This is a genomic window from Staphylococcus hominis subsp. hominis, assembly GCF_002901845.1.
In the GTDB taxonomy this organism is placed as follows: domain Bacteria; phylum Bacillota; class Bacilli; order Staphylococcales; family Staphylococcaceae; genus Staphylococcus; species Staphylococcus hominis.
Window position 1 is genome coordinate 660,726 of record NZ_PPQE01000025.1, and the last position, 17,607, is coordinate 678,332.

Sequence of the window (17,607 nt, forward strand, 5' to 3'; positions counted from 1 at the left end):
TAAAACCAAAATTCAAATCACTCAAATTCTAGTGATATATAGTTGTTTTAAAAAACATATAATTATACAATTTAATTAAAGAAGTATAATTATGAATTTTTAATATTCAAGGGGGATAATCAAATGGCTTCTAACATTAAAGAACAAGCAAAAAAATCATTTGAAGTTCGAGGTAAATCATATACATATTATGATTTAAAAAGTCTTGAAGAACAAGGTTTAACTAAAATTAGTAAGTTACCTTATTCTATTCGTGTTCTACTAGAATCAGTATTAAGACAAGAAGATGACTTTGTTATTACAGATGATCATATTAAAGCATTAGCCCATTTTGGTAAAGAAGGTAATGAAGGAGAAGTACCTTTCAAACCTTCTCGCGTAATCTTACAAGATTTTACAGGGGTGCCTGCGGTTGTCGACTTAGCTTCATTACGTAAAGCTATGAATGATGTAGGTGGAGATATTAATAAAATTAATCCAGAAGTACCGGTTGATTTAGTCATCGATCACTCTGTACAAGTAGATAGCTATGCAAACCCACGTGCGTTAGAACGCAATATGAAATTAGAATTTGAAAGAAACTATGAACGTTATCAATTTTTAAACTGGGCTACAAAAGCATTTAATAATTATAATGCTGTACCGCCTGCAACAGGTATCGTACACCAAGTTAACTTAGAATATTTAGCTAAGGTAGTTCATGTAAGAGACGTGGACGGTGAACAAACTGCTTTCCCAGATACACTTGTTGGTACAGATTCACATACTACTATGATAAATGGTATTGGTGTATTAGGCTGGGGTGTTGGTGGTATTGAAGCTGAAGCAGGTATGCTTGGTCAACCATCATATTTCCCAATTCCTGAAGTGATTGGAGTACGCTTAACTAATTCATTACCTCAAGGATCAACTGCCACTGACTTAGCATTACGAGTAACTCAAGAGCTACGTAAAAAAGGTGTAGTTGGTAAATTTATAGAATTCTTTGGTCCTGGTGTTGCCGATTTACCATTAGCTGATCGAGCGACTATTGCTAACATGGCGCCTGAATATGGTGCAACATGTGGTTTCTTCCCAGTTGATGAAGAGTCACTTAAATATATGAAATTAACTGGTCGCTCTGAAGAGCATGTTGAGTTAGTTAAAGCTTATTTACAACAAAACAATATGTTCTTTACATCAGATAAGGAAGATCCACAATATACAGATGTAATTAATTTAGATTTATCGACAGTTGAAGCTTCACTATCTGGTCCTAAACGTCCTCAAGATTTAATTTTCTTAAGTGATATGAAAAAAGAATTCGAAAAATCTGTAACAGCTCCTGCTGGAAATCAAGGTCATGGTTTGGATCAAAGCGAATTTGATAAATCAGCCCATATTCAATTTAACGATGGCTCTGAAACAACTATGAAAACAGGAGACATTGCAATTGCAGCGATTACTTCATGTACAAACACATCAAATCCTTACGTTATGTTAGGTGCTGGTTTAGTTGCGAAAAAAGCAGTTGAAAAAGGATTAAAAGTGCCTGAATATGTTAAAACATCACTAGCACCAGGTTCAAAAGTAGTGACAGGTTACTTACGTGATTCGGGATTACAAAAATATCTTGATGATTTAGGATTTAATCTAGTAGGTTATGGATGTACAACTTGTATTGGTAACTCTGGACCGCTATTGCCAGAAATTGAAAAAGCTATTGCTAAAGAAGATTTATTAGTTACTTCTGTATTATCTGGTAACCGTAACTTTGAAGGTCGAATTCATCCATTAGTAAAAGCGAACTATCTTGCTTCACCTCAATTAGTCGTTGCGTATGCTTTAGCTGGTACAGTTGATATTGATTTACAAAATGAACCACTTGGTAAAGCTAAAGATGGTCAAGATGTATACTTAAATGATATTTGGCCTTCAATTAAAGAAGTTGCTGATACAGTAGATAGTGTTGTAACACCTGAATTATTTAAAGAAGAATATAAAAATGTATACAACAATAATGAAATGTGGAATGAGATTGATGTTACTGACTCTCCATTATATGACTTCGATCCTAATTCAACATATATTCAAAATCCAACATTCTTCCAAGGTTTATCAAAAAAACCAGGTACCATTGAACCATTAAAAGATTTACGTGTAATGGGTAAATTTGGTGACTCAGTTACAACTGACCACATTTCTCCAGCAGGTGCTATTGGTAAAGATACACCAGCAGGTAAATACTTATTAAATCATGACGTACCTATTCGTGATTTTAACTCATATGGTTCTCGTCGTGGTAACCATGAAGTTATGGTGCGTGGTACATTTGCGAATATTAGAATTAAAAACCAATTAGCACCAGGTACAGAAGGTGGCTTTACAACATATTGGCCAACTGATGAAATTATGCCAATTTATGATGCTGCAATGAAATATAAAGAAGATGGCACTGGCTTAGCAGTATTAGCAGGCAACGATTATGGTATGGGATCTTCACGTGACTGGGCTGCTAAAGGTACTAATTTATTAGGCGTTAAAACTGTAATAGCACAAAGTTATGAACGTATTCACCGTTCTAACTTAGTTATGATGGGTGTATTACCATTACAATTTAAAGATGGAGAATCAGCTGATTCACTTGGTCTAAATGGTAGAGAAGAGATTTCTGTAGATATTAACGAAGATGTACAACCACATGATATTATTAAAGTTCATGCAAAAAAAGAAAGTGGAGAAGTGGTTGATTTTGATGTCATTGTTCGTTTCGATTCACAAGTTGAAATCGACTATTATCGTCACGGTGGCATTCTACAAATGGTATTAAGAAATAAACTTGCTCAATAATACAATTATTCGAAAAAATATTTAAAATTTGAATGTATTTTGAATCCTTAGATGGCAATCTCATCTAAGGATTTTTTCTTCATTTGTGTCATTGAGCTATTTCAATAGTAGAAGTAGTAAATGGGGAATTCTATAGCAAGTAACTTTTTTATGTTAATATTGAAAGTGAACTTAATTGGAAAGAGGTACATAAATATGATTTATAGTATGACTGAAATTGAAGCGAGATACCAAGAGACAGATAAAATGGGAGTAATTTATCATGGGAATTATGCTACATGGTTTGAAGTTGCTCGTACTGATTATATTCGTAAATTAGGTTTTAGTTATGCAGATATGGAAAAAGAAGGAATTATCTCACCCGTCGTGGATTTACAAGTTCAATATAAGAAATCCATTTTTTATCCTGAAAAAGTTAAAGTGAAAACATGGGTAGAACATTATTCAAGATTGCGTTCAACGTACTGTTATGAAGTATATAATGAAAAAGGTGAATTAGCTACTACAGGGTCCACGCAGCTATTATGTATTAAAGCAAGTGATTTCAGACCAATTCGTTTAGATCGTTATTTTCCAGAATGGCATCAGGTATATAGTAAAGTCGAAGCATTGAATAACGAAGGTAAGGAATTAGAAATCACACAACGCAGCGATTTGAATATATAAATATAAGACCATAAATATCTGTAAATATTAGATACTTATGGTCTTTTTTTAATTAGTTGTAGAATAAACAATTTCGTCTTCATGGTCTACTTTTTCAACTAGAACTTCATGATCTTCAAAATACCATAAGTCATCTTCTGAAACTACAATAATTAAATCATTATAGTTTTCATGATAACCTATCTCAACGTCATTGCTCGGTTCCACACGAAATGCTGGGCTAAAACCTTGTTTAAGTTGAAATTCTCCACCATACCTCACATAAAATTGTAAGACTTTATTCTCTTCAGGTAAATCTAATTCATTTTTAAACCATTCAACTGCTTCATCAGTCAATTTGATTTTCATTATATGACCCATCCTTTATATTAATTATTATTATATTTATAATGTAATAATTGCTTGAACTAAAACATATTGTTCTCACTATTAAACATGAACTGCTTATCATATTTAATTAATAGAACTAAATCCGAATCTTCACATTTGGTGCAAGAAACATCCATTTTACATCCATTTGATTTTTGGCTCTTCACCTTTAAAAATTCTAACAATATTAGAACGGTGTCTAAAAATTAAAATGATTGATACAAAAGCACTCATTCCAAATAATATGTAATCATGAATAACTAATGAACCTATCACACAGCTGATTGCCGCAATAATACTAGATAATGACACATACTTTGTTAAATATAAAATTCCAAAGAATATGACTGCTAAGATTAAAAGTAAGATTGGATTAACTCCTAACACAACTCCGGCACTTGTGGCTACAGCTTTACCCCCTTTAAATTTAAGATAAATAGGGTAAACATGACCAATTATTGCAAAAATACCGACAATTAATCCATGTGTGAAGAATGTACTAATTGGTCCATGCGCATGCACTGGGAGCCATAATGGGAAAAATACAGTAATGAATCCTTTAAATATATCTAAAAAAGTAACGATAAATCCAGCTGGTTTTCCTAAAACTCTAAAACTATTTGTGGCACCGGTATTACCGCTTCCAAATTCTCTAATATCTTTTTTAAAAAAAACTTTTCCTATAACATAACCATTTGGAATAGCTCCAATGAGATAGCTTAAAATCAACATGAGAACTATCATCATCATTTGTTTACACATCCCTTATATAATGTAGGTATATTTTATCACAAAGTATTCCTGACAACGATTAAAAATTGAAAAAACGTCTTATATATTAAGTTAAATACGTATCTTATATAACTCATACTTGCATTTTAATGCGTTTTATATAAGAATAACTATTGTAAAGTTAAAAAAACGAACGTACGTTTGTAGGAGGCGAACGCATTGGCAACAAAAATGACAAATCATTATTCAGATGATTCGATTCAAGTATTAGAAGGACTTGAAGCAGTTAGAAAACGTCCAGGAATGTATATTGGGTCGACTGATAAACGTGGATTACACCATTTAGTATATGAAATTGTCGATAACTCCGTCGATGAAGTTTTAAATGGTTATGGTAATGAAATTGATGTAACAATCAATGAAGATAATAGTATTTCAGTGGAAGATAATGGAAGAGGTATGCCAACTGGTATGCATGCGTCTGGTAAACCTACTGTAGAAGTTATTTTTACTGTATTACATGCTGGAGGTAAATTTGGACAAGGGGGATATAAAACTTCTGGAGGACTTCATGGTGTTGGTGCTTCCGTAGTTAATGCTTTAAGTGAATGGCTAGAAGTTGAAATTCATCGAGATGGACAAATTTATAAGCAATCTTTTAAAGACGGTGGTATTCCAACTTCTGGTTTAATGAAAGCGGGAAAAACTAAGAAAACAGGTACAAAAGTTACATTTAAACCAGACTCAAGTATTTTTAAAGCAACAACGTCATTTAATTTTGATACATTAAGTGAGCGCTTACAAGAATCTGCATTCTTATTAAAAAACTTAAAAATTACTTTGAAAGATCTACGTGATGGAAAAGAACGTGAAGATGTTTATCATTACGAAGAAGGTATTAAAGAATTTGTAAGTTATATCAATGAAGGTAAAGAAGTATTACATGATGTTACGACGTTTACAGGTGCTGCAAATGGAATCGAAGTAGATGTTGCTTTTCAATATAATGATCAATATTCTGAAAGTATATTAAGTTTTGTTAATAATGTACGTACAAAAGATGGCGGAACTCATGAAGTAGGATTTAAAACAGCAATGACACGCGTATTTAATGACTATGCACGTCGTATCAATGAACTTAAAGATAAAGATAAAAACTTAGATGGTAATGATATTAGAGAAGGATTAACAGCAGTGATTTCTGTACGTATTCCAGAAGAATTACTGCAATTTGAGGGACAAACTAAATCTAAGCTTGGTACATCTGAAGCGCGTAGTGCAGTAGATTCTGTTGTTTCTGAAAAATTACCTTATTACTTAGAGGAAAAAGGGCAATTATCTAAATCACTTGTGAAGAAAGCTATTAAAGCGCAACAGGCAAGAGAAGCGGCTCGTAAGGCACGGGAAGATGCACGTTCTGGTAAGAAAAACAAACGTAAAGATACATTATTATCAGGAAAGTTAACGCCTGCTCAAAGTAAGAATACTGAGAAAAATGAATTATATCTTGTCGAAGGTGATTCAGCAGGGGGATCAGCTAAACTTGGGAGAGACAGAAAATTCCAGGCTATTTTACCTTTACGAGGTAAAGTGATTAATACTGAAAAAGCAAAACTTGAAGATATTTTCAAAAATGAAGAAATCAATACAATTATTCATACCATTGGTGCTGGTGTTGGTAATGATTTTAAATTAGAAGATAGTAATTATAATAGAGTTATTATTATGACTGACGCTGATACAGATGGCGCCCATATTCAAGTGTTATTATTAACATTTTTCTTCAAATATATGAGACCTCTTGTTCAAGCAGGTCGTGTTTTTATTGCATTACCTCCGTTATATAAATTAGAAAAAGGTAAAGGGAAATCTAAAAAAGTAGAATATGCTTGGACAGATGATGAATTGGAAAAACTTCAAAAACAATTAGGTAAAGGTTTTATTTTACAACGCTATAAAGGTTTAGGTGAAATGAATCCTGAACAATTGTGGGAAACTACAATGAATCCTGAGACAAGAACGTTGATTAGAGTTCAAATCGATGATGAAGTACGTTCTTCTAAACGTGTAACAACATTAATGGGAGATAAAGTTGCACCAAGACGTGAATGGATTGAAAATCATGTTGAATTTGGCATGCAAGAAGATCAAAGTATTTTAGATAATACAGAAGTTCAAATACTAGATACTGAAGAAGATGATGAGGAGGAAGTCAATTGAGTGAGATAATTCAAGACCTATCACTTGAAGATGTTATTGGCGATCGCTTTGGAAGATATAGTAAATATATTATTCAAGAACGTGCGTTACCAGATGTGCGTGATGGTTTAAAACCTGTACAACGTAGAATTTTATTTGCTATGTATAGCAGTGGCAATACGTATGATAAAAATTTCCGTAAAAGTGCGAAAACAGTTGGGGATGTTATTGGTCAATATCATCCACATGGTGATTCTTCAGTTTATGATGCAATGGTACGTTTAAGCCAAGATTGGAAGTTGCGTCATGTATTAATCGAAATGCATGGAAATAATGGTAGTATTGATAATGATCCACCTGCTGCGATGCGTTATACAGAAGCGAAATTAAGTCAACTTTCTGAAGAGTTGGTTCGTGACATTAATAAAGAAACAGTGTCCTTTGTACCAAACTATGATGACACAACACTTGAACCTATGGTGTTACCAGCAAGATTTCCAAATTTACTAGTAAACGGTTCGACTGGTATTTCGGCAGGATATGCTACTGATATTCCTCCACATAATTTAGATGAAGTAATTCAAGCAACATTAAAATATATTGATCATCCTAATATTTCAGTAAATCAATTAATGAAATATATTAAAGGTCCTGATTTTCCAACGGGCGGTATTATTCAAGGCATTGATGGTATAAAGAAAGCCTATGAAACAGGAAAAGGAAAAATTGTTGTTCGTTCAAAAGTAGAGGAAGAAGCGTTAAGAAATGGACGTAAACAATTAATTGTGACAGAAATTCCTTATGAAGTGAATAAAAATTCACTTGTGAAACGTATTGATGAGCTTCGTGCTGATAAAAAAGTAGATGGTATTATTGAAGTACGTGATGAAACAGATCGTACAGGTTTAAGAATTGCTATTGAATTAAAAAAAGATGTTAATTCAGAGTCTATTAAAAACTATTTATATAAAAACTCTGATTTACAAATTACTTATAATTTCAATATGGTCGCTATTAGTGATGGACGTCCAAAATTAATGGGTCTACGTGAAATTATTGACAGCTATTTAAACCATCAAATTGAAGTTGTAGCTAATCGTACCACATATGACTTAAATCATGCTGAAAAGCGTATGCATATTGTAGAAGGTCTTATGAAAGCTTTATCTATATTAGATGAAGTGATCGCGCTAATTCGTCATTCTAAAAATAAAAAAGATGCAAAAGATAATTTAGTAAAAGAATTTGACTTTACTGAAGCACAAGCAGAAGCCATTGTAATGCTTCAATTATATCGTTTAACTAATACTGATATTGTTGCACTTGAAGAAGAACATGAAGAATTACAAACATTAATAGAAGAGTACCGAAATATTCTTGATAATCATGACGCATTATTAAATGTTATTAAAAAAGAGCTTACAGAGATTCGAAAACGTTTTAAAACATCACGTTTATCTTCAATTGAAGCGGAAATATCAGAAATTAAAATTGATAAAGAAGTTATTGTACCAAGTGAAGAAGTTGTTTTAAGTATGACTAGACATGGATATATAAAACGTACGTCTACACGTAGCTTTAATGCAAGTGGTGTGACAGAAGTAGGTTTAAAAGAGGGAGATAGTTTACTCAAATACCAAACTGTAAATACTCAAGATACAGCTTTAGTATTTACGAATAAAGGAAGATATCTCTTTATTCCAATTCATAAAATTGCAGATGTGCGATGGAAAGAGTTAGGTCAGCATGTATCGCAAATTGTGTCTTTAGAAGAAAACGAGAGAATTATAGATGTATTTAACGAAAAAACATTTGATGGTAAAGCTTTTTATATTATTGCAACTCGTAATGGCATGATTAAAAAAAGTAATCAATCATTATTTAAAACCACGCGATTTAATAAGCCACTCATTGCAACAAAGTTAAAAAATGAAGATGAAGTGGTAAATGTACTTCGCATAACTCAAGAACAAATGATTACTGTTATTACACATAAAGGCATGTCATTAACGTATTCTACAGAAGAACTTTCAGATACAGGATTAAGAGCGGCTGGTGTGAAATCTATCAATTTAAAAGATGAAGATTACGTTATTATGACTGATACTGTTGATAAGAATAATTCAATCATTATGGCTACGCAAAGAGGAGCAATAAAACGTATTGCTAAAGATATATTACAAGGTGCCAAACGCGCACAAAGAGGTATTACACTTTTAAAAGAATTGAAAAAAAATCCTCATCGTATTGTAGCTGCACATGTTGTCAGAGATGAAACATACTATACACTTTATTCAGATAAACATGCTGAAACAGGTGAAATTTCTCGTATTCATCTTTCTGAACAATATACAAATGGTTCATTTGTGGTTGATACAAATGAATTTGGAAATGTAAAATCAATGATAATAAATTAATATGATTTTAAAATTTTTGTTTTCAAGTAATTCATAAGATGATAAAATTAATTTAATATTTAATTATTTATAACTCACAAGAGATTTATATTGTTGGTAAGTATATCAAAGTGATTACATGAGAAATATGTACATTTTGATCTTTAATACTACAATATAAATCTCTTGTAATGTATATCATAACAATAATTTTGATGAGAGGGATTTAATTGAGAGATTTTGATAGTTTAATACCTGATTGGTTTAAATCCGTCGTCCAAGTTGGAAATGATTTAATCTGGTCACAGTATTTAATAGGTTTACTATTGACAGTAGGTATCTTCTTTACTATTAGTTCTAAATTTGTTCAGCTACGAATGCTACCTGAAATGTTTAAGGCATTAGTCGAAAAACCAGAAACTCTGAAAAATGGAGAGAAAGGTATTTCACCTTTTCAAGCATTTGCTATTAGTGCAGGTTCTCGTGTTGGAACAGGAAATATTGCTGGTGTAGCAACAGCGATTGTGTTAGGTGGCCCTGGGGCAGTTTTTTGGATGTGGATTATCGCATTTATCGGAGCTGCGAGTGCATTTATAGAAGCAACACTTGCACAAGTTTACAAAGTTCATGATAAAGATGGTGGCTTCCGAGGAGGTCCAGCTTATTACATAACCAAAGGTTTAAATCAAAAATGGCTTGGTATTACATTTGCTGTGTTAATTACTGTTACATTTGCATTTGTATTTAACACAGTTCAATCGAATACTATTGCTGAATCTTTAAGAACCCAATATCATATTAGTCCAGTCATTACTGGTATTATTTTGGCTGTCATTACAGCAATCATTATCTTCGGCGGTGTACGTAGTATTGCAACGTTATCATCTTTAATTGTTCCAATAATGGCTATCGTTTATGTTGGTATTGTTTTAGTTATCTTACTAATGAATTTTGATCAAATTATTCCAATGATTGGTACAATTATTAAAAGTGCATTCGGAATGGAACAAGTCGCAGGTGGCGCAGTAGGTACAGCGATTTTACAAGGTGTAAAACGTGGCTTATTCTCTAACGAAGCAGGTATGGGTTCAGCCCCCAATGCGGCTGCTACTGCTGCTGTACCACATCCAGTAAAACAGGGATTACTTCAATCTTTAGGTGTCTTCTTCGATACAATGCTTGTTTGTACAGCAACAGCTATTATGATTTTACTTTACTCAGGCTTAAAATTTGGTGAAAAAGCGCCACAAGGTGTAGAAGTTACACAATCTGCATTGAATGAACATCTTGGTTCTCCGGGCGGTATTTTCTTAACTGTCGCGATTACTCTATTTGCATTTTCTTCTGTAGTTGGTAATTACTATTACGGACAATCTAATATAGAATTTCTATCTAAAAACAAAGCAATTTTATTTATTTTTAGATGCTTAGTTGTTGTATTAGTATTTACAGGAGCAGTTGTTAAAACTGAAACCGTATGGAGTACAGCGGACTTATTTATGGGATTAATGGCCATTGTAAACCTTGTTTCCATTATAGGTCTTTCAAATATTGCATTTGCTGTTATGAAAGATTACATTCAACAAAAACGTGCTGGTTTAAAACCTGTATTTAAACCAGAAAACCTTGAGATTAATTTATTTGGTATTGAATCTTGGGGACGTGAAGATAAAATATCTAAAAAACATTAATAATTTAAATCAACACTTCTTTTCTCCATCTTTTAGAGTAATGCGAGAAAGAAGTGTTTTTTAAAAGGACGACTTTTCAAATATAATGTTTAACTATATAATTTTAATAGTAAAAAAAGGATGATAATGATGAGTAAATATCATATTTCAAAAATTTTAAATAATAACGTCATCATATGCATCAATAGTAATCAAGAAGTTATTTTAATTGGTAAAGGTATTGGTTTTAATAAAAAGCCTGGAATGGTCGTAAATGATAATGCTTCTATTGAGAAAGTGTATAAATTAGATCAAAAACAACAACAAGAGTATTACAAATCTCTAGTTGAAATAGCTGATGAAGAGGTCTTACAAGCAATTATTGAATCAGTTAACTATATTACAAGTACAATCTATATGAACGATGATAAACAACTAGTTATTGCCTTAACCGATCATATTATTTTTGCATATAAACGCTTAAAACAAAATCAAATAATTAGTAATCCCTTTGCAATGGAAACTAAACATTTATATAGTGAGGCGTATGATATTGCCACACAAGTTATACAGAGATTAAATGAAAAATTAGATGTCACATTTCCTGAGGATGAAATAGGTTTTATAGCATTGCATATTGCGTCAAATAAAGAAGATTTACCTATGAGTGAAATATCTTTAATTAATAAAATGATAAGTAAATGTGTATTAATTATCGAAAATGATATAGGGTATCCTGTAAATCCTCGAACGGTCCAATATCAACGATTTATTAGACATATTCAATTTCTAATTCGTCGTTTAAATAAAAAGGAATATGTTCATGCACAAGATGAATTTATCAATATGGTCAAAACATATTACCCTAATTGTTACAGTACAGCATATAAGATTTCTAAAGTTATTCAAAAAAATCTAGATATTGATGTAGATGATTCAGAAATTGTTTATTTAGCTTTGCATATTTATCATTTTCAATCTCAAAATAACACACAAAATGAATAAGCTACATGGTATGATATAATATAGATTATTTTATTTTAGATTAAAAGGTACGGTGAAAATGATATGTCAATGGACCACAATAAAGTTGAAGGAAAGAAAGCTAATAAGCTAAGCTTTTCTGAAACACGCTTTATGAAGTTTCTAGGTGGTAAAGATTTATTATTTGCGCTAGTTTCATTAGTATTACTTGGTATTACTATATTCATCTTTGACAAAATTTCTTATGTTTTTCAGCCTTTTGTCATTATCTTTAATACTATTGCAGCGCCAATTATTTTATCGCTTATTTTGTATTATTTGTTAAATCCAGTGATTAATTTGATGGAACGGTATAATATTCCAAGATTATTAGCAATTACAATAGTCTTTCTAGTGATTATTGGAGGAGCAACATTAATTATCGATTTATTAATTCCTGTGATTGGTGATCAAATTAAACAACTTGCAAATAACTTCCCAAAATATATTGAAAAATTTAATAGAGCTATTGATAAAGTGACACATATGTCTATTTTATCTTCATTTTATAATCAAATTCAGGACTGGCTTGATTCTACTTCTAAAAAGATTCCATCGTTAACGTCAGATTATTTTAGTGGATTTGGAACTAAAATTAGAACATTTGCAGAAGCTGTTGTGAATGTTGGTGTTGTGATTGCGACTACTCCATTTGTATTATTCTTTATGTTGAAAGATGGAACTAAATTTAGAGATTATACAACTAAAATTGTGCCGCCTAAATTTAGAAAAGACTATCATGATTTATTAGAAAAAATGAGTGTACAGGTCGGCTCATATATTCAAGGCCAAATTATCGTATCATTTTGTATTGGTATTTTATTGTTTATTGGTTATTCTATTATTGGTTTAGATTATGGATTAGTTCTAGCTTCAATTGCTGCAGTAACGAGCGTAGTCCCATACTTAGGACCAACAATTGCAATTTCTCCGGCAATTATTATTGCGATTATTACTTCACCATTTATGTTATTAAAATTGATTATTGTGTGGACGTTGGTTCAATTTATTGAAGGTCATTTTATTTCTCCTAATATTATGGGAAAAACGTTAAAAATTCATCCGCTAACAATTATCTTTATTTTATTAAGTGCGGGTAATTTGTTAGGTATTGTAGGAGTTATTTTAGGTATTCCTGGCTACGCTATTTTAAAAGTATTAGTTTCTCATATCTTCTTATTATTTAAACGTCGTTACAATAAATACTATGGTGACGATGCAGGTCAATATGAGATTAAAAAAGAAGAACATAAAAATTACACAGAAGCAGAATAAATCACTATATTAAAAAGCCTGAGACATAATGAGTTGTCTCGGGCTTTTTAATATAGTGATAGTCATCGTTGTAAAGTAGAGCGATGAATTCTCCTCCACTACCTTTTATCTTACAATTATGTTAGTTCAATAGTCTAAAGATATATACCTAGAATATGATATGATATATTTTATATTAATATAATGTAAAGGATAATAATGAATAATGACTGAAGAACATAAAAATAGATTGATATCTATATTAAAAGTGGTATTTGCTGTCATACTTTTTATTGTAGTAGTTGCTACTTTATATCATGAATTGTCACATATTAACTTCAAACAAACATTAGAAGCATTTAGTAAAATCAATCGATGGTTTTTAATTGGTTTATTTATATGTGGTGGCGCATCAATGCTACTTTTAAGTTTATATGATGTCATTCTTGTTAAAACTTTAAAGTTGAGTATACCACTGAACAAAGTATTTCGTTTGAGTTATATTATTAATGCATTTAATGCTATTGTTGGATTTGGTGGATTTATAGGCGCAGGATTTAGAACATTTATTTATAAAAATTATACTTCTGATAGAAAAAGATTACTTCACGCTATTTCAATCATATTAGTTTCAATGTTAACTGGTTTAAGCTTCTTATCTATTTTAGTCGTACTTCATATTTTCGATGCTTCTCATATTCTTGATAAAGTACGTTTTGTAAAATGGGTATTGTACGTAGTCGCTTTATTTTTACCTATTTTTATAGTGTATACAGTCGTTAAACCGGTTACTGAACATAATAAATTGGTAGGAATATATTGCACGCTTGTTTCAAGTATTGAATGGATAGCCGCTGCTGTTGTACTTTACTTGTCGGCATGGATTATTGATATTCATGTAGCTTTTACAACATTACTTGGTATTTTTATTATTGCTGCATTATCTGGACTAATTAGTTTTATTCCAGGTGGATTTGGAGCATTTGATTTAGTTGTTTTATTAGGACTAAAATCCTTAGATATTCCTGAAGAAAAAATATTGATTGCCTTACTGTTATATCGTTTTGCTTATTATTTTGTACCTGTTATTATTGCTTTAATTCTATCTACGTTTGAATTTGGCAATTCTGCGCGTAAGTACTTTGAAGAGTCTAAATATTTTGTACCCGCTAAAGATATTACCTCATTCATACTGTCTTATCAAAAAGATATTATTTCAAAAATCCCAGCATTTGCTTTATCTATTCTCGCACTATTAACAAGTTTTATTTTCTTTATTAATAATGTGACGATTGTGTATGATGGATTATATGATGCAGATCATTTTATTTACTATATCATGTTGTCTATTCATACAAGTGCATGTTTAATATTACTTGTTAATGTAAGGGGAATATATAAGCAAAGTAAGAGAGCAATTATTTATTCAATGATTTCACTTGTTTTAATATTTCTTGCAACGTTATATACGTATGCTTCTATCATGTTACTTACATGGCTCATCATTATTTTTATCTTACTTATTTTAGCTTATCGACGTGCGAAAGTATTTAAACGTCCATTTAGATTAAAAAACTTAATATTTACCTTAGTCATTAGTGTGATTGTTTTATATATTAATCATTTCATTATTTCTGAAACCTTATATGCTTTAGATTTATATCACTTGGAAATGGATACGTCATTATTAAAATACTATTTCTGGTTAACTGTGGTAGTTGTTATATTATTAATTGTTGGTATTGCATGGTTATTTGGTCGTCGCTTTGAACGCCCACATCAATTCCAAGAATTTTCTCAATGTAAATCAATTATAGAAACATATGGAGGGAATTATTTAAGTCATTTGATATATAGTGGTGATAAAGATGTATTTATGCATGACAGTGAACAAGCCTTTCTTATGTATAGATATAAATCAAATGCGCTGGTCGTATTGGGAGATCCAATTGGAAATACAGCATCATTCCAATCATTGTTGGATGATTTCTATAGTTATGCTGAAAAGTTAGGTTATGATGTCATTTTCTATCAAGTATCTGATCGTTTTATGCCGTTGTATCATAATTTTGGAAATCAATTTTTTAAATTAGGCGAAGAGGCTATTATTGATTTAACACAATTTACTACTTCTGGAAAAAAACGACGTGGTTTTAGAGCAACACTGAATAAATTTAATGATTTAAATATTAAATTTGAAATTATAGAACCACCATTTTCTAAAGCGTTTATAGAAGAGCTTAGAAAAGTAAGTGATAAGTGGCTCGATGGACGTACTGAAATGCATTTTTCTGTTGGTCAATTTACAGAACAGTACTTAGATAAAGCGCCAATTGGAATTATGAAAAATGAAGAAGGTAAGATTATTGCTTTTTGTACATTAATGCCAACATACTATAACGAAGCAATTTCAGTAGATTTAATTCGTTGGTTACCTGAATTAGATTTACCTCTAATGGATGGATTATATCTACATATGTTATTATGGGGTAAAGAAAAAGGGTATAAAGCTTTTAACATGGGTATGGCTACCTTATCAAATGTAGGTCAACTCGATTATTCTTATTTACGAGAACGTATTGCGGGACGTGTGTTTGAACATTTTAATGGTTTATATCGTTTTCAGGGGTTACGAAGATATAAGGAAAAATATAGTCCTCGGTGGGAACCGCGATTTTTGGTATATAGAAAAGATAGTTCTCTATGGTACAGTATGTTAAAAGTAATGCGAGTGATTAGACATAAATAAAAAAGATATCCGAAATTGTTTTCGGATATCTTTTTTATTATGAGTTAGAACGAGGATCATAATTTGCGCGATCTCGCTGTTCTTGTGCGTAACGTTCAGGATTTTTTTTATAGAAATTTTGATGATATTCTTCTGCTTTATAAAAATTTGAAGCGGGAAGAACCTTAGTAGCAATGGCTTTATCAGAATGCATCGTTTGTTCTAAATCTTTGATATAATTAATCGCAACTTTTCTTTGATCATCATTTGTATAAAAAATAGCTGTTTGATACTGTGACCCTCTATCTTGAAATTGACCGCCAGCATCTAATGGATCAATGACTGAAAAAAATATTTCTAATAATTTATGATAAGAAAATAAAGCAACATCATACTCTATTTTAACAGTTTCATAGTGTCCAGTAGTTCCGCTTTTTACTTGTTCATAGGTTGGATTTTTAACTGATCCCCCCATAAAACCTGATGTTACTGATTCAATACCTTCAAATTGATCAAACGGTTTTGTCATACACCAGAAACAGCCTCCTGCAAAGTATGCTGTATTAATATTCATTTATGCCATCCTTTCCTAACACCTTTGTAATATTTATTGAAAACACTTGATTTTTTAAGGTATTTTATATAACTTATTTATATATTATAGTATATCCGAATATTATTTTGAAGATTTTAAAGAGTGTAAGGTAGGTAAATATGACAGAAGAGAAGGATAATACAATATTAAGACGGCAAACGGGGACAACGATACCTTCTAAACGACGCAAGAAGAAAAAATTTCGAAAATTACCTTTTGTAATACTGATTATTGTAGTTTTACTTATTGTAATGATTACGTATGTCGTTCATGGATATCAAAGTGGGATGAAATATGCACAAGAACATGCAAAAGATATTAAAATTCATAAATTTAATGGAGCCGTTAAAAATGACGGGAAAATTACAGTATTAATGCTCGGTGCTGACCAAGCTAATGGTGGGAAATCAAGAACTGACTCTATTATGGTTGTACAGTATGACTATATTAAGAAAAAAATGAAAATGATGTCAATTATGCGTGATATTTATGCGGAAATTCCTGGTTATGACAAATATAAAATTAACGCTGCATACTCACTTGGTGGACCAGAGTTGTTGAGACAAACACTAAATAAAAATTTAGGTATTAACCCTGAATACTATGCAGTCATAGATTTCACTGGCTTTGAAAAAATGATTGATGAGTTAGAACCTAATGGTGTGCCAATTGATGTTGAAAAAGATATGTCAGAAAATATTGGAGTTTCATTAAAAAAAGGACATCATCGATTAAACGGTAAAGAATTATTAGGTTATGCTAGATTTAGACATGACCCAGAGGGGGACTTTGGACGCGTGAGACGTCAACAACAAGTTATGCAAACACTTAAGAAAGAATTAATTACCCCAAGTACAATCGTGAAATTACCTAAAGTAGCTGGTATATTGAGAGGATATATTAATACAGATATGCCAAACTCAGCTATTTTCCAAACAGGACTAAGTTTTGGAATACGAGGCGATAAAAATGTGGAAACACTAACTGTACCGTTAAAAAATTCTTATCAAAATATTAATACTAATAACGATGGTAGTGCATTAGATATTGATAAAGAGAAAAATAAAAAAGCAATAGAGTCATTTTTAAAAGATAATAAATAAGCAGGCCACTTTGGCCTGCTTATTTATTATCTCTTTAACTACA

Annotated in this window: 12 protein-coding genes; 9 read left to right on the forward strand and 3 right to left on the reverse strand. The window is 31.3% G+C overall.

The genetic code is table 11. The features are described from left to right. Positions 1 to 123: 123 nt before the first annotated feature. Both acnA and menI read left to right on the forward strand, forming a co-directional pair. A complete protein-coding gene (gene acnA, locus CD034_RS04805) occupies positions 124 to 2,829 on the forward strand; it encodes an aconitate hydratase AcnA (RefSeq protein ID WP_002449723.1) in 2,706 nt (901 codons plus the stop codon). 195 nt (positions 2,830 to 3,024) lie between these two features. Next, a complete protein-coding gene (gene menI, locus CD034_RS04810) occupies positions 3,025 to 3,495 on the forward strand; it encodes a 1,4-dihydroxy-2-naphthoyl-CoA hydrolase MenI (protein ID WP_002449842.1) in 471 nt (156 codons plus the stop codon). A gap of 48 nt (positions 3,496 to 3,543) precedes the next feature. On the opposite strand, the gene CD034_RS04815 is transcribed toward menI, so the two are convergent. Next, positions 3,544 to 3,843 carry a HesB/YadR/YfhF family protein gene (locus tag CD034_RS04815; RefSeq protein WP_002449780.1) on the reverse strand — a complete coding sequence of 100 codons (300 nt, stop codon included), beginning with the start codon at positions 3,841 to 3,843 and terminating at the stop codon, positions 3,544 to 3,546. Positions 3,844 to 4,002: 159 nt separating this feature from the next. Beyond that, a complete protein-coding gene (gene plsY, locus CD034_RS04820; RefSeq protein WP_002455372.1) occupies positions 4,003 to 4,611 on the reverse strand; it encodes a glycerol-3-phosphate 1-O-acyltransferase PlsY in 609 nt (202 codons plus the stop codon). A gap of 216 nt (positions 4,612 to 4,827) precedes the next feature. Between plsY and parE the strand changes: the two genes are divergently transcribed. From parE to mprF, 6 genes are all read left to right on the forward strand, one after another. Then, complete coding sequence (gene parE / locus CD034_RS04825) at positions 4,828 to 6,816, forward strand: DNA topoisomerase IV subunit B (RefSeq protein ID WP_002455371.1); 1,989 nt, start codon at positions 4,828 to 4,830, stop codon at positions 6,814 to 6,816. Continuing rightward, entirely contained in the window at positions 6,813 to 9,212 is a 2,400-nt protein-coding gene (gene parC, locus CD034_RS04830; protein WP_103288178.1) for a DNA topoisomerase IV subunit A, read from the forward strand. The genes parE and parC overlap by 4 nt, the downstream gene beginning before the upstream one ends. Positions 9,213 to 9,421: 209 nt before the next feature. After that, positions 9,422 to 10,882, forward strand: a complete 1,461-nt coding sequence (alsT, locus tag CD034_RS04835; RefSeq protein WP_002449891.1) for a glutamine transporter AlsT — start codon at positions 9,422 to 9,424, stop codon at positions 10,880 to 10,882. A 129-nt stretch (positions 10,883 to 11,011) separates the two neighbouring features. Then, positions 11,012 to 11,866 carry a glucose PTS transporter transcription antiterminator GlcT gene (glcT, locus tag CD034_RS04840; protein ID WP_065581259.1) on the forward strand — a complete coding sequence of 285 codons (855 nt, stop codon included), beginning with the start codon at positions 11,012 to 11,014 and terminating at the stop codon, positions 11,864 to 11,866. Between the two features lie 63 nt (positions 11,867 to 11,929). Beyond that, positions 11,930 to 13,159: an AI-2E family transporter gene (locus CD034_RS04845; protein ID WP_002455368.1), complete on the forward strand. Its 1,230-nt coding sequence runs from the start codon at positions 11,930 to 11,932 to the stop codon at positions 13,157 to 13,159. 205 nt (positions 13,160 to 13,364) lie between these two features. Beyond that, on the forward strand, positions 13,365 to 15,887 hold the full coding sequence (gene mprF / locus CD034_RS04850; protein WP_103288179.1) for a bifunctional lysylphosphatidylglycerol flippase/synthetase MprF: 2,523 nt from the start codon (positions 13,365 to 13,367) through the stop codon (positions 15,885 to 15,887). 37 nt (positions 15,888 to 15,924) lie between these two features. On the opposite strand, the gene msrA is transcribed toward mprF, so the two are convergent. Beyond that, positions 15,925 to 16,440: a peptide-methionine (S)-S-oxide reductase MsrA gene (gene msrA, locus CD034_RS04855; RefSeq protein WP_002449832.1), complete on the reverse strand. Its 516-nt coding sequence runs from the start codon at positions 16,438 to 16,440 to the stop codon at positions 15,925 to 15,927. A gap of 140 nt (positions 16,441 to 16,580) precedes the next feature. Here msrA and CD034_RS04860 point away from each other — a divergent pair, with 140 nt between their 5' ends. Continuing rightward, entirely contained in the window at positions 16,581 to 17,564 is a 984-nt protein-coding gene (locus CD034_RS04860) for an LCP family protein (protein WP_077699722.1), read from the forward strand. The last annotated feature ends 43 nt before the right edge of the window (positions 17,565 to 17,607 follow it).

Bases quoted from the DNA above. Each gene is read 5' to 3' on its own strand.
- acnA (WP_002449723.1), top strand. From the start codon at position 124: ATGGCTTCTAACATTAAAGAACAAGCAAAAAAATCATTTGAAGTTCGA.
- menI (WP_002449842.1), top strand. From the start codon at position 3,025: ATGATTTATAGTATGACTGAAATTGAAGCGAGATACCAAGAGACAGAT.
- CD034_RS04815 (WP_002449780.1), bottom strand. From the start codon at position 3,843: ATGAAAATCAAATTGACTGATGAAGCAGTTGAATGGTTTAAAAATGAA.
- plsY (WP_002455372.1), bottom strand. From the start codon at position 4,611: ATGATGATAGTTCTCATGTTGATTTTAAGCTATCTCATTGGAGCTATT.
- parE (WP_002455371.1), top strand. From the start codon at position 4,828: ATGACAAATCATTATTCAGATGATTCGATTCAAGTATTAGAAGGACTT.
- glcT (WP_065581259.1), top strand. From the start codon at position 11,012: ATGAGTAAATATCATATTTCAAAAATTTTAAATAATAACGTCATCATA.
- CD034_RS04845 (WP_002455368.1), top strand. From the start codon at position 11,930: ATGTCAATGGACCACAATAAAGTTGAAGGAAAGAAAGCTAATAAGCTA.
- mprF (WP_103288179.1), top strand. From the start codon at position 13,365: ATGACTGAAGAACATAAAAATAGATTGATATCTATATTAAAAGTGGTA.
- msrA (WP_002449832.1), bottom strand. From the start codon at position 16,440: ATGAATATTAATACAGCATACTTTGCAGGAGGCTGTTTCTGGTGTATG.
- CD034_RS04860 (WP_077699722.1), top strand. From the start codon at position 16,581: ATGACAGAAGAGAAGGATAATACAATATTAAGACGGCAAACGGGGACA.